The 13,747-nt window shown below is 75.9% G+C and carries 9 protein-coding genes; 6 read left to right on the top strand and 3 right to left on the bottom strand.

The features are described from left to right. Positions 1-92: 92 nt before the first annotated feature. Entirely contained in the window at positions 93-1,625 is a 1,533-nt protein-coding gene (locus tag AC3ERT_RS23205; RefSeq protein WP_435176537.1) for an aldehyde dehydrogenase (NADP(+)), read from the top strand. Positions 1,626-1,668: 43 nt separating this feature from the next. Here the strand turns inward: AC3ERT_RS23205 and AC3ERT_RS23200 are convergent, their stop codons facing one another. Further along, entirely contained in the window at positions 1,669-2,043 is a 375-nt protein-coding gene (locus tag AC3ERT_RS23200; protein ID WP_435176535.1) for a DUF488 domain-containing protein, read from the bottom strand. A gap of 59 nt (positions 2,044-2,102) precedes the next feature. Next, positions 2,103-3,575 (bottom strand): MFS transporter, encoded by a 1,473-nt coding sequence (locus AC3ERT_RS23195; protein WP_435176533.1) that lies wholly within the window; start codon positions 3,573-3,575, stop codon positions 2,103-2,105. 70 nt (positions 3,576-3,645) lie between these two features. On the opposite strand from AC3ERT_RS23195, the gene AC3ERT_RS23190 reads away from it, so the two are divergent. From AC3ERT_RS23190 to AC3ERT_RS23170, 5 genes are all read left to right on the top strand, one after another. Beyond that, positions 3,646-4,848 (top strand): GlxA family transcriptional regulator, encoded by a 1,203-nt coding sequence (locus AC3ERT_RS23190; RefSeq protein ID WP_435176531.1) that lies wholly within the window; start codon positions 3,646-3,648, stop codon positions 4,846-4,848. Positions 4,849-5,047: 199 nt separating this feature from the next. Further along, positions 5,048-6,382: an SGNH/GDSL hydrolase family protein gene (locus AC3ERT_RS23185; protein WP_435176529.1), complete on the top strand. Its 1,335-nt coding sequence runs from the start codon at positions 5,048-5,050 to the stop codon at positions 6,380-6,382. Between the two features lie 85 nt (positions 6,383-6,467). Then, positions 6,468-7,568 (top strand): amidohydrolase family protein, encoded by a 1,101-nt coding sequence (locus AC3ERT_RS23180; RefSeq protein ID WP_335973300.1) that lies wholly within the window; start codon positions 6,468-6,470, stop codon positions 7,566-7,568. Positions 7,569-7,811: 243 nt separating this feature from the next. Further along, positions 7,812-9,008 carry an SCO1860 family LAETG-anchored protein gene (locus AC3ERT_RS23175; protein ID WP_435176527.1) on the top strand — a complete coding sequence of 399 codons (1,197 nt, stop codon included), beginning with the start codon at positions 7,812-7,814 and terminating at the stop codon, positions 9,006-9,008. 134 nt (positions 9,009-9,142) lie between these two features. Next, on the top strand, positions 9,143-12,289 hold the full coding sequence (locus tag AC3ERT_RS23170; protein ID WP_435176525.1) for an ABC transporter substrate-binding protein: 3,147 nt from the start codon (positions 9,143-9,145) through the stop codon (positions 12,287-12,289). Here the strand turns inward: AC3ERT_RS23170 and cobC are convergent. Further along, on the bottom strand, positions 12,267-13,739 hold the full coding sequence (gene cobC / locus AC3ERT_RS23165; RefSeq protein WP_435176594.1) for an Rv2231c family histidinol phosphate aminotransferase CobC: 1,473 nt from the start codon (positions 13,737-13,739) through the stop codon (positions 12,267-12,269). The genes AC3ERT_RS23170 and cobC overlap by 23 nt on opposite strands. Between the last annotated feature and the right edge of the window lie 8 nt (positions 13,740-13,747).

Below are 13,747 nucleotides of genomic sequence, written 5' to 3'. Positions count from 1 at the left end.
ACAACGGGCGCCGGGGAACAACCCGGGCGCACCGGCGGGCGATCGGCTCGCCCGGCAGCCGGCCGGCCCGCACACACGGAGGTGGAGATCCGGTGGCAGCAGTACCAGTCTGGAGCGTGGACCCCCGAACCGGGAAGCAGCGCGAGCAGGTCGCCGTCGAGGCCACGGCCGGCGACGTCGACGCCGCCGTACGCGCCGCCGCCACCGCGCTCCCCGGCCTCGCCGACCGTAGCGCACGGGCCCGGCTGCTGCGGACGGCCGCCGGCCTGCTGGAGCGCGACGCCGAGCGGGTGATCGCCGCCGCCGACGCCGAGACCGCCCTCGGCACACCCCGCCTCACCGGCGAACTGGCCCGCACCGCCTTCCAGTTGCGCACCTTCGCCGACGTCGTGGACGAAGGCGCGTTCCTCGACGTGATCATCGACCACCCGGACCCGGACGCCAAGCCCATCCCGCGGCCGGACCTGCGCCGCTACAAGATCCCGCTCGGCGTCGTGGCGGTCTACGCGGCCAGCAACTTCCCGCTCGCCTTCTCCGTCCCCGGCGGCGACACCGCGAGCGCGCTCGCCGCGGGCTGCCCGGTCGTGGTCAAGGCCCACCCGGACCACCCGGCCACCTCCGAGCTGACCGCGGGGCTGCTGCGCGAGGCCGCGGTCGCGGCCGGGCTGCCCGCCGACACCGTCGTGCTGCTGCACGGCTTCACCGCCGGCGTCGAACTGGTCCAGCACCCGCTGGTGGCCGCGGCCGGCTTCACCGGTTCGGTCGGCGGCGGCCGGGCGCTGTTCGACGCGGCCGCCGCCCGCCCCCGCCCGATCCCCTTCCACGGCGAACTGGGCAGCCTCAACCCGGTGGTGGTCACCCCCGCCGCCGCGGCCGAGCGGGCCGAGCAGATCGGCACGGGCCTGGCCGGCTCCTTCACCCTCGGCAGCGGGCAGTTCTGCACCAAGCCCGGCCTGGTGCTCACCCCCGCCGGCGCCGACGGGGACCGGCTGGTCGCCGCGCTCACCGCCGCCGCGGACAGCGCCCCCGCCGGGGTCCTGCTCGACGGGCGGATGCGGGAGAACTTCCTCAAGGGCACCGCCGCCCGCGCCGCGCTGCCCGCCGTCACCGCACCGGTCGCCGCGGGCGGCGCCGCCGACCCGCTCGCCGTCCGCCCCGGCTACGTCGTGGCCGACGCCGCGGAACTCGCCGCCCCCGGCGCGTACGACCTGCTGCTGGAGGAGTGCTTCGGCCCGCTCACCGTGGTCGTCCGCTACGACGGCGCCGGCCAGCTCGACGCGGTGCTCGACCGCCTGCCGGGCAACCTCACCGCCACCGCGCACCTCGGCGCCGACGAGGCGGCCGACCCCGACGGCCCGGCCGCCGCACTGCTCACCCGGCTGACCGCACTCGCCGGCCGGGTCCTGGTCAACGGCTGGCCCACCGGCGTCGCCGTCACCGGCGCCCAGCACCACGGCGGCCCCTACCCGGCCACCACCTCCACGTCCACCTCCGTCGGCGCCACCGCCATCGAGCGCTGGCTGCGCCCGGTCGCCTACCAGGACACCCCGCCCGCGCTGCTCCCGCCCGAACTGCGCGACGACAACCCCCACCGCGTCCCGCAGCGCGTCACCGGCCGCCTCTGACCGCCGCGGCAGCCGCGCCCCCGTACGATCCCGCTCCCTGCCGCTACGACGCGTCGCCGTCGCGCAGGGAGTCCAGGAGGACGGGGACGTGGCTGTGGTCGGGGTGCTTGACCGCCGTCAGCAGGGTCACCGGCTGGGAGGCGGCCAGGTCGCGCAGGTGGGCGAGGTCGTCCGCCAGGTCCGGGGCGCTCAGTTCCGCGCGGTAGCGGTCGGTGAACTCGCCGTACCGGTCCTCGTGGGCGTGGAACCACTTGCGCAGGTCGGCGGAGGGGGTCACCGATTTCGGCCACTCGTCGATGCCGGCCGCGTCCTTGGACACCCCGCGCGGCCACAGCCGGTCGACCAGGACCCGTACCCCGTCGTCCTTCTCGGGCGGGTCGTAGACCCGGCGCACCTTGAACCCCTTGCCGGACGCCATGGCGGACCTCCTCGGCCTCGGTGGAAACCCCCGGCCGAAAGCCTGCTGCCCGGCCGGGCTCATTCCCTCCCCCCTCCCAGCTTGCGTCCTCCCGCCGCGGACGTCTCGCCCCGCGCGCCGCGCAGCCCGTACGCGGTGGCCAGGGCCGCGGCCGCCAGCAGCACCGCCGCGATCAGCAGCCCCCGGCGCATCCCGGCCACGAAGTGCGTGCCGTCGCCGACCAGCGCGCCGAAGACCGCCACGCTGAACGCGCCCGCCACCTGGCGCCCGGCGTTGAGCACGCCCGCCGCCATCCCGGCCCGCTCACCCGGCACCGCCCCCATCGCCGCGGCCGTCAACGCCGGCACCGCCAGCGCGGCGCCGAGGCTGAGCGGCACCATCGCGACCGCGGTCAGCACCGCGGGCGTGCCCGCGCCCACCGGCAGCAGCACCAGCAGCCCGACCACCGCCCCGCCCTGCCCGACCAGCATCGGCACCCCGGGCCCGTGGCGGTCGGTGATCCGGCCCGAGAGCACATTCATCACCGAGATCACCAGCGTCATCGGCAGGAACATCAGCCCCGCGGTCAGCGCCGACTCGCCGCGCACCTGCTGGAAGAACAGGCTGAGCACGAAGACCCCGCCGAAGAACCCGAACGTCACCGCCGCGCCCGAGGCGATCGCCGTCGCCGCGGCGCCGTTCCGGAACAGCCCGAGCGGCACCACCGGGTGCGGGTGCCGGGCCTCGACCCGCAGGAACGCGGCCAGCGCCAGCACCCCGACGGCGCCCGCCACCGCGCCCGCCGCGCCGCCCTCGATCACCGCGTAGGTCAGCGCGGCCAGCGCCACCACCGCCGTGGCCTGCCCCGGCAGGTCCAGCGGCGCCGGGCGCCGCGGGGAGCGGGCCACCCGCGTGGACAGCGCCAGCGCGGCCGCGCCCACCGGCAGGTTGACGAAGAAGACCGCCCGCCAGCTCCACGCCGTGGTCAGCGCGCCGCCGGCCACCGGGCCGAGCGCCACCGCGATCGACCCGCCCGCCGCCCACACCGCGATCGCCCGCGCCCGCCGACGCGCGTCGGGGAACGCCTGTCGCACCAGCGCCAGCGACGAGGGCAGCACCACGGCCGCCGCGCTGCCCTGCACCACCCGCGCCGCCACCAGCAGCGCCAGGTCCGGCGCCAGGCCGCACGCCACGGACGCGGCGGTGAACACCGCGGCCCCGACCGCGAACGCGCGGCTCGCGCCGACCCGGTCCGACAGGGCACCGGTGGACAGCATCAGCGACGCGAACGCGAGCGTGTAGCCGTCCACGACCCATTGCAGGGCGGACAGGCCGCCGTGCAGTTCGCGGCCCATGGCCGGCAGGGCGACATTGACCACGGACGTGTCGAGGGTGACCAGGAAGAACCCGATCACCGCCGCGACCAGGGTCAGACGGGGGGAGGAGCCGGCCGGCGACGGGTCCGCGCCGGCGGGTGCCGCCGCGGGGGACGGGAGCGGTTGCTCCCGGCAGGACGGGAGCTGCGGCTCGGGGGTGACGCGTTCCTGTGGCATGCGTTCAGCGTGCCGAGCGCGGCCCGCCTACAGTAGTGGCCTGAATGCCATACTCCCGGAGGTTCTGGCCATGACGATCGCGGGGCCGGAGACGGCCGACCACCCGAAGACCGCGGACCGCCCCGAGACGGCGGACCGCCCCGAGACGGCCGACCGGCCCGAGGCGGCGGACCGCCCCGAGACCGTCGACCGCCCCGAGCCCGCCGACCCGGAGGCGCCCGGCTCCGCGGGCGCGGCGCGCCGGCCCGCCGCCGGACCCTTCACCTCCCACCGCCCGCACCGCGTCGCCGTCATCGCCTCCGAGCCCGTCTCGCTGTTCAACCTCGCCGTGCCCGAACTGCTCCTGCTGAAGGTCCAGTTGGACGGCCGGCCCGGCTACGAGGTAGAGATGTGCACGCCCGACCCCGGCACCGTCACCACCAGCGGCGGCGCCGACCTGGTGATCCGCAGCGGCCTGGACGCGGTCGACCGCGCCGACACCGTGATCGTGGCCGGCACCGGCGCGGCCGAGCACCCCGACCCGCGCGTGCTGAGCGCCCTGCGGGCGGCCGGGCGGGACGGCAAGCGGATCGCCTCCATCTGCACCGGCGCCTTCCTGCTCGCCGAGGCCGGGCTGCTCGACGGCCGCAACGCCACCACGTACTGGGCCTACACCCGGCAGTTCGCCGAGAAGTACCCCGACGTGGTCATCCAGCCCGACGTGCTCTACGTGCAGGACGAGCACATCCTCACCTCCTCCGGCTACGCGGCCGGCATCGACCTGTGCCTGCACCTGGTGCGCACCGACTACGGCGCCGCGGTCGCCAACACCGTCTCCCGCCTCGCGCTGGTCGCCCCCGTACGGCCGGGCGGCCAGGCGCAGTTCACCGACACCCCGCTGCCCGCCGAGACCGGCACCTCGCTCGCCGGGACCCGCGCCTGGGCGATGACCCGGCTCGACCGCCCGCTGACCCTCACCGACCTCGCGCGGCACGCCGCCGTGAGCGTGCGCACCCTCAGCCGCCGCTTCCACGCCGAGACCGGCCTCAGCCCGCTGCAGTGGCTGCTGCACCAACGGCTGGAGCGCGCACGGGAGTTGCTGGAGACCACCACCCTGCCGGTCGACCAGGTCGCCCGCGCCAGCGGACTGGGCACCGCCGACTCCCTGCGCCAGCACCTGGTCCGCCGGGTGGGGCTCACCCCCTCCGACTACCGCGCCACCTTCACGCGGCTGCCCGCGCGGGAACTGCCGGCGGAACCGGAACAGACCTCCGGCGCGTCCCCGTACGGGTGACGGAGACGGCCGCACCCCGGGTGCGGGTGTGCGGAGCTGTGAAGGGCCTGAGCACATGGGACGCTGATGTGGTCGTGACCAGTTCTCCGCATATGCTTTCGGAAGGGCTGTAGACATGCGACGGAACTCCGCCGCCCGGCACGGGGCGTCCGACCCGCCAGACCGCAGGCCGCACGCGACCACCTTGGGAGTAACCCGCATGTCCCGCGCCAGCCGCGCCCCCCGCCTCCGCACCCGCGGCCGGTCGCTGCGCCGTTCGGTGCTGGCCCCCGCGGCCGGCGTGGTCGCCGCCGCCACGGTCGGCGCGCTGCTGGTCTCCAACGCGCACGGCGGCCGCCATGACGACGGCCGCGGCCAGGCCACCGCCACCGCGACCGCCACCAGCAGCCGGCAGAGCGCCGCGACCTACCCCGGCCGGGTCGGCGCTTGGGAGAGCGCCATGAGCGCCGGCGGGCCGTCCTTCCGCCGCCAGACGGTCCGGATGGTGGTGCACACCAGCGTCGGCGGCTCCGGGCTGCGGATCAAGGTCTCCGACCTGCGCAGCGGCCGCCCGCTGACGGTGGGCGCCGCCGACGTCGCCGAGCAGTACGACGGCGGCCGCGCCGTGGCGGGCAGCCACCACCGCGTCACGTTCGGCGGCTCGCGCTCCACCACGGTGGCCGCGGGCGGCGAGCGCTACAGCGACGTCATCCCGATGCGGGTGAACGCCGACCAGAACCTGCTGGTCAGCCTCTACCTGCCGGGCCCGACCGGCCCCTCCACCTTCCACCGCGAGGCGTACGAGACGACGTACGTCTCCACCGACGGCGTCGACCACGCCGCCGACGACTCCGCCGCGGGCTACGCCCGTACCCGCGGCTCCTGGTACTACCTGTCCGGCCTCGACGTGGTCTCGCCGACCGCGCACGCGACCGTGGTCGCCTTCGGCGACTCGATCACCGACGGCTACCACTCGACCGCGGGCGCCAACCGCCGCTGGCCCGACCAGCTCGCCCGGCGGCTGTCCAGCGCCCCCGGCGGGCAGCGGCTCGGCGTCACCGACGCGGGCATCGCGGGCAACCGCCTGCTGAGCGTCGCCCCGCAGATCTACCGCGGCCCCAGCGGCGTCCAGCGCTTCGACCACGACGCGCTCGGCGTGCCCGGCGTCAAGGACGTCATCGTGCTCGAGGGCGTCAACGACCTGAGCAACGACATCAACAGCACCGGCGGCCCGCTGACCGCGCGCGACCTCATCGACGGCTACCGCACCCTCATCGCGAGCGGTCACGCCGCCGGGGTCCGGATGATCGGCGCGACGATCCTGCCCTACAGCAAGCTCAGCCCCGCGATGAACGCGATCCGCGAGCAGGTCAACCGGTGGATCAGGACCAGCGGCGCGTTCGACGCGGTGGCCGACTTCGACCAGGCCCTCCGCGACCCGTCGAACCCCGGCGCCCTCGCCCCCGCGTACGACTCCGGCGACCACCTGCACCCCAATGACGCGGGGATGCTGGCGATGGCCGACGCCGTCGACCTGTCCTCCCTGGTCTCCTGACGCGGTCTCCTGACGCCCTGGCGTCTCACGTCGTGACGCCCTGACGCCCTGACGCCGGGGCCGCCCGGGGCCGTACAGTGCCCGTATGGGAGCCGGAGCGAACGAGGTGCTGCACGTGCGGGGCCGGGTGCTGGCCGGCCCGGACGACGCGGAGGTCAGGGACGAACTCTGGGTGGTCGGCGGCCGGATCACCTACCGGCGGCCCGCCGCCGAGGTCACCGCGACCGCCACCGGCTGGGTGCTGCCCGGGCTGGTGGACGCGCACTGCCACGTCGGCCTCGACGCGCACGGCGCCGTGGACGAGGCCACCACCGAGAAGCAGGCGCTGACCGAGCGCGAGGCGGGCGCCCTGCTGCTGCGCGACGCCGGCACCCCCGCCGACACCCGCTGGATCGACGACCGCGCGGACCTGCCCCGGATCATCCGCGCCGGCCGCCACATCGCCCGCACCCGCCGCTACATCCGCAACTACGCCCACGAGATCGAGCCCGGCGACCTCACCGCCTACGTGCGCCGCGAGGCGCGCCGGGGCGACGGCTGGGTGAAGCTGGTCGGCGACTGGATCGACCGCGGCATCGGCGACCTCGCGCCGTGCTGGCCGCGGGACGCGCTGCGCGAGGCGATCGCGGCCGCCCACGAGGAGGGCGCCCGGGTCACCGCGCACTGCTTCGCCGAGGACTCCCTGACGGACCTGGTGGCCGCCGGGATCGACTGCGTCGAGCACGCCACCGGCCTGACCGCCGAGACGGTCCCGCTCTTCGCCGAGCGGGGCGTGGCCATCGTGCCCACCCTGGTCAACATCGCCACCTTCCCGCGGCTCGCGGCCGGCGGCGCCGCCAAGTTCCCCCGCTGGTCCGCCCACCTGGAACGGCTGCACGCACGCCGCTACCAGACCGTACGGGACGCGTACGACGCCGGCGTCCCCGTCTACGCGGGCACCGACGCGGGCGGCAGCCTCCCGCACGGGCTGGTCGCCGCGGAGGTGGCCGAGCTGGTGGCCGCCGGGCTGCCGGCCACGGCCGCGCTGTCCGCCGCGACCTGGGGCGCCCGGCGCTGGCTGGGCCGCGACGGCCTGACCGAGGGCGCGCCGGCCGACCTGGTCGTCTACGAGGCGGACCCGCGCGCGGACGTCCGCGTCCTGGCCGCGCCGCGCCGGGTGGTGCTGCGCGGGCGCACCGTCGCCTGAGGCCGGGAGCGCGCCGGCGCGCTCCCGGAAGGGCGCGCGCTCGCCCGCGGCGGTGAACCGTACGGAACGGCCGTACACCGGAAATCGAAGACATGCGCGGAAACCACCCTTCTGAGTGAACTGGCTCCGTGTAGCCGTGTGTTGACGCTCAGTGCGTAAATATTGCCGGGTCGATGTCCCCGGCGGCTGTCCCCAATCAGCGCGCGCCGGGGGCGCCATCCCGTACGTGGGGGTTTCCCAACCGTGTACCGCACCATCAACTTCCGCCTGCCCGCACGCCGTTCGGCCGCCGCTCTCGGCGCCGCGACGGCGGTGGCGGCCGTGGCCGTGCTCGCCGTCGCACCGACCGTGCAGGCGGCGCCCGCGACCGCGCACGACCCCGGCGCCGCCACGGCCGCCGACCTGCGCGCGAGCCTGGACGTGGCCCTGCTGGGCCGCGCCGTGGACGTCCCGCTGAACGTCTCGCTCAACGACGTGCAGGCCCCGGCCGACGCCAGGAAGACCGCGCTGACCGTCACCGTCGGCCACGGCGTCGAGTCCGGCCGCGCCGTCGACCTGCTGCGCGCCACCGCCGCCACCGCGAACGCCACCACCGGCCCGGACAAGGCCGAGGGCGTGGCCCGGATCGCGGGGGCCGACCTGCACGTGCCCGGCCTGCCGCTGCTGTCCGCGGTCAAGCTGGACGCGGTGACGTCCACCGCGACCTGCCAGGTCGGGCACCGCCCGACCGCCTCCTCGCACCTGGTCGGCCTGACCGTGCTCGGCCGGCGGACCGAGCTGTCGGCGGTCGGCACCACCAAGGTCGCCGTCCCGGGCGTCGGCGAGGTCGACCTCCAACTGACCGACGCCGTCACCACCTCCAGCACCGCGGCGGCCACCGCGCTGCACCTCAGGGTCGACATCGACCCGCTGAACCTCGGCGTCGCCCACGTCACTGGGGACATCACCCTCGCCCGGGCCACCTGCCGCACTCCCAAGGGCGGCAGCACCTCCTCCACCGGGGGTTCGTCCACCGGCGGTTCGTCGACGGGCGGTTCCTCCACCGGCGCGGACAACGGCGGTACGTCCGGCGGCCACTCCTCGGGCGGCTCCGGCAACGGCGGCGCCGCGAACGGCGGTTCGAGCAGCAGCGGCGGGTCCGCCGGTTCGGCGGGCTCCTCCGGCTCCGCGGGTTCGTCCGGCGCGCCGGGTTCGGCGGGCTCCTCCGGCTCCGCGGGTTCGTCCGGCGCGCCGGGTTCGGCGGGCTCGTCCGGCTCCGGGGTCCGCACCCAGACCGTCGCCGACACCGCGTCCACCGGCAACCTCGCCGAGACCGGCGCCAGTTCCAGCACCCCGTACCTCGCCGGCGGCGCCGCGGCGCTGGTGGCCGCGGGCGCGCTCACCTTCGTGGTCACCAACCGCCGCCGCAAGGCGGCCGGTTCGTCCACCGGCGGCGCGTGACCGGCACAAGGCGGTAACAAGCCCGGGGGGCGGCACCGGCACCGGCGCCGCCCCCGTAGGCTGTCCCCACGCCCGGGGACGGCTGACGATCGCCGCATGGGCACTGACACGGTGGGGCGACAGGGCGGGCAGGTATGAGCGACGGGCTTTTCGCGGGCAGATACGAACTCGCGGAGCTGCTCGGCTCCGGCGGCATGGCACGGGTGCACCGCGCCCGTGACACCCGGATGGGCCGGATCGTGGCGATCAAGACCCTCATGCCGGAACTGGCGCTCGACCCCGACGCCCGCCGCCGGTTCGCCCGCGAGGCGCACGCCGCGGGCGGGCTGAACCACCCCGGCATCGTCACCGTGCACGACCAGGACGAGTACCGGGACGGCGACACCGTGGTGCCGTACCTCGTCATGGAGTACGTCCGCGGCGGTACCCTGTCCCAACTCGTCCGCGAGCAGGCCCCGTTCGAGCCGGAGCGGGCGGTGCGGATCGTCTGCGACATCCTCGACGCGCTCGCCCACGCGCACAGCCACGGCACCGTGCACCGCGACGTGAAGCCCGCCAACGTCATGGTCACCGAGGAAGGCGCGGTCAAGGTCGCCGACTTCGGCATCGCCCGCGTGCTGGACACCGACACGCGGCTGACCACCGCCGGCTCCTCCGTCGGCACCCCCAGCTACATGTCGCCCGAGCAGATCAACGGCAGCGACGTGGACGCCCGCAGCGACATCTACGCGGTCGGCTGCGTGCTCACCGAACTGCTCACCGGCAAGCCGCCGTTCCACGACGGCAACCCGCTGAGCCTGATGTACTGGCACGTCCACGCCGAGCCGCCCGCGCCCTCCACCCGCAACCCGCGGGTGACACCGGAGCTCGACGAACTGGTGATGGCCGCGCTCGCGAAGGCGCCCGCGGACCGCCCGGCCGACGCCGGGATCTACCGGGCCCGGCTGTGGGCCTGGCTGACCGCCGCCCGCTCCGCGGCCGTGAACGGCCCGGCCACGATGCCGACCGCCGACTTCGGCCTGGCGAAGCCCGCCCCGAGAAGCGGCCCGGCGTCCACCCCGAACCCGGCCCCCACCCCCGCCTCCACTCCGGGCCCCGCCTCCACCCCGAACCCGGCCGCGTCCGCCCAGCCGCCGGCCGGCGCCGACCCGCGCGCCACCTTCGGCGTCGGCGGCGCCCTGCCCGTCCTTCCCGCGCCGCCCGGCCAGGGCACGCCCCCGCCGCAGATACCCGGCCCCTACCAGCCCGCCGCGGCCGGCCCGCAGCCGTCCCCGACCCCGCCGCCGGAGCACCCCGCCTACTCCCGCAGCCCGCAGGTCCCGCTGCCCCCGCCGTATCAACCGGGCACCCCGCCGCCCGCGAACAACGGCACCCCGCCGCCGTCCGCCCCCGGCCTGGCGCAGGTCCCGCCGCCCGGCGTGCCGCCGGTCCCCGGGCCGCGCTGGAACACCCGCCGCAAGGTCCTCACCGGCGTGGCCGGACTCGCCGTCGCCGGCATCACCGTCTCGGTCGTGCTGGCCACCGGGGCCCTCAGCGGCGGCGGCGGCAAGCCGGGCCCCTCGCCCGACCCGCACCCGACGACCTCGGGACCGGTCGTCGGCACGCAGGCCGCCCTCAAACGGCACGGCGGCAAGGAGGGCAGCGGGTTCAACGGCGGCAACGACGGCGTCGTCCGCCCCTCCACCCAGACCGGCGGCACCGTGCAGCTGGCCACCTCCAACTTCCCCGACGCGCTGCTGGACCCGGCCAACACCTACGACCCCGGCGCCTGGAACATCCAGCGGCTGCTCTACCGCAGCCTGGTCAGCTACGCGCCCGCGCCCGGCGACAAGGGCCGCCGGCTCCTGCCCGACCTCGCCACCACCACCGGCGACGTCAGCGACAACGGCCGGACCTGGACCTTCCACCTGAAGAAGGGGCTGCGCTTCCAGGACGGCTCGGCGATCACCTCCAAGGACGTCAAGTACGGCGTCGAGCGCACCTTCGACCTGACGGTGCACCCCAACGGCTCCACCTACCTGTCCGACCTGCTCGACCAGGGCCAGCACTACCCGGGCCCGTACGACGACAGCGACCCGGACAAGATGGGCCTGAAGTCGGTCACCACCCCCGACGACAGCACCGTGGTCTTCTCCCTCGCCAAGCCCTACACCGACTTCCCGTACATCCTCGCGATGGCCGACGGCGCCGTGGTCCCGCCGAGCGCCGACACCGGCGGCGGCAAGGACTACGAAGCGCACCCGGTGGCCAGCGGCCCGTACAAGGTGGCCGACTACACCCCCGGCAAGTCGCTCCACCTGGTGCGCAACACCGAGTGGCAGGCGAGCACCGACCCGGTGCGCTCCCAACTGCCCGCCGGCTACCAGCTGAAGTCCTACGACACCCAGCAGGCCGTCGAGCAGGCGCTCCTCGACGGCAGCGCCGACCTGGACTTCACCGAGTCGCTGCTCGACGACGACACCGAGACGAAGGTCATCAACGACCCGTCCAACAAGGCCAACGCCGACCTCGCCTACACCGGCGCCACCCGCTACCTGAGCCTGCGCACCGACGTGGCGCCGTTCGACAACGTCGCCTGCCGCCGGGCCGTCGCCTACGCGATCGACCGCGAGCAGGTGCGGGCCGCGCTCGGCGGGCAGTACGAAGGCGGTGACGTCGCCACCACGATGCTGCCGCCCACCAACATCAGCTACGACCCGAAGGCGAACATGTACGCCTCCACCACCGGGGGAGCGGTGGACAGCTACGCCAAGACCGAACTGAGCCAGTGCGGCAAGCCCGGCGGCTTCAGCACCACCCTGGTGGGCCTGTCCGGCGCCTCCCGGGGCCAGCAGGCGATGGAGGCGATGCAGGCGGCCCTGGCGAAGGTCGGCATCAAGGTCACCGTCAAGGTCGTGGACAGCACCGACTTCTACGACACCCTCTTCTCCTCGGCGAAGCTCAAGGCGGCCAAGTGGGGCATGGTGTACACCGGTTGGGTCGCCGACTACCCGACCGGCGGCGGCTTCCTGCGCCAACTCGTCGCCCCCGGCTCGGAGACCAACTACGCGGGCCTCGACGACAGCACCCTGAACAGCATGGTCGACCAGGCCGACGCGCTCACCAGCGCCTCGGCCGCGCAGAAGGCGTGGACGAAGATCGACGCCCAGGTGCTCTCCGACGCCGCCACGGTGCCCGTCGTCTACGACCGCCACCTGGTCTACCGCGGCCCGCGGCTGACCAACGTCTACCAGCAGCAGGTACTCGGCCAGATCGACCTCAGCGCGCTGGGCGTGAAGTGAGCACCTTGGCCAGCGCGTCGGCGAAGCGGTCGGTGGTACGGCGGTCGCGTACCGCCACCCGCAGCCAGTCCGGGCCGAGGCCGGGGAACGTGTCGCCGCGGCGCACCGCGTAACCGGACTCCCGCAGCGCCGCGCGCACGTCCGCCGCCCCCGGCGTGGACAGCAGGACGAACGGCGCCGCGGGGGCCGGCCCGGCGACCTCGACCCGCGGCAACTCGCCCAGCCGCGCCAGCAGGTGGGCCCGGTCGGCCGCGACCTGCCGGGCGGCCTCGGCGGCCTCGGCGACCGCGGCCGGCGACACGCACGCCTCGGCGGCCGCCAGCGCGGGTGACGACACCGCCCACAGCGGCTGCGCGGCGGCCAGCGCGGCCACCAACTCCGGAGCGCCCAGCACGTATCCGATCCGCAGGCCGGCCAGGCCCCAGGTCTTGGTCAGGCTGCGCAGCACCACCAGGCCGGGCACCGCGCCGCCGCCGTCCGCCAGGGACTCCCGCTCGCCCGGCACCGCGTCCATGAACGCCTCGTCCACCACCAGGGTGCGCCCCGGCCGGGCCAACTCCCGCAGCAGCGCCGCCGGATGGAGCACCGAGGTGGGGTTCGTCGGGTTGCCGACCACCACCAGGTCCGCGTCGGCGGGCACCTTGCCCGGGTCGAGCCGGAAGCCGTCGGAGGCGTCCAGCAGTACTCGCTCGACCAGGTGCCCGGCCGCCCGCAGCGCCGCCTCCGGCTCCGTGAACTGCGGGTGCACCACCACCGCGCGCCGCGGCCGCAGCACCCGCGCCAGCAGGACGAACGCCTCGGCCGCGCCCGCGGTCAGCAGCACCTCCGCGTCCGCCCGCCCGTGCCGCACCGCCACCGCGTGCCGTGCCGCCCGCCCGTCCGGATAGGCCGCCAGCCCGGTCAGCGTGGCGCCGACCACCTCGACCAGCCAGTCCGGGGGCGTGCCCGCGCGGACGTTCACCGCCAGGTCGACCAGCCCCTCACCCACCTCCGCGTCGCCGTGGTGCCGCAGGTCATGGCCGTCGGGATACACGTCGTCGGCTCCAGGGGGGACACGGGCGACCGCCACCGTGGCGTGCGCCGACTTCCGTTTGGGCAGGGCGAGTTCGGCGCCTGGACCGGCGGACAGGAGCGCCGCGGCCTCGGCCACCGACGGGGTGCCGAGCGCGCCGAGCACCACCGGCGACGGCGTCGGGACCGCCACCCGCGCCAGCTCCGCCGGGCCGAACCCGGCCACCGCCACGCCGAGTTCGGCCGCCGCACCGGCGATCGCGGGCGCGCCCTCCTTCCCGGCCACGGTGGCGATGCGCGCCAACCCTGGTGCGGCGGCGGGCCCCGCTGCCGCGACCGGCCCGGGGGACTCCGCCAGTGCGGCCGCCTCCGCCAGTGCCGCGCGGACCAGCGCCAGCACCTCGGCCGGGTCCGCGGCGCGGCTCGCGCCCACCCCGATGTGGTACG

It is taken from the genome of Actinacidiphila sp. bgisy145, from assembly GCF_057708125.1.
Note: the sequence above shows the minus strand (reverse complement) of the source record. Positions and strands in the feature narration are given on the sequence as shown.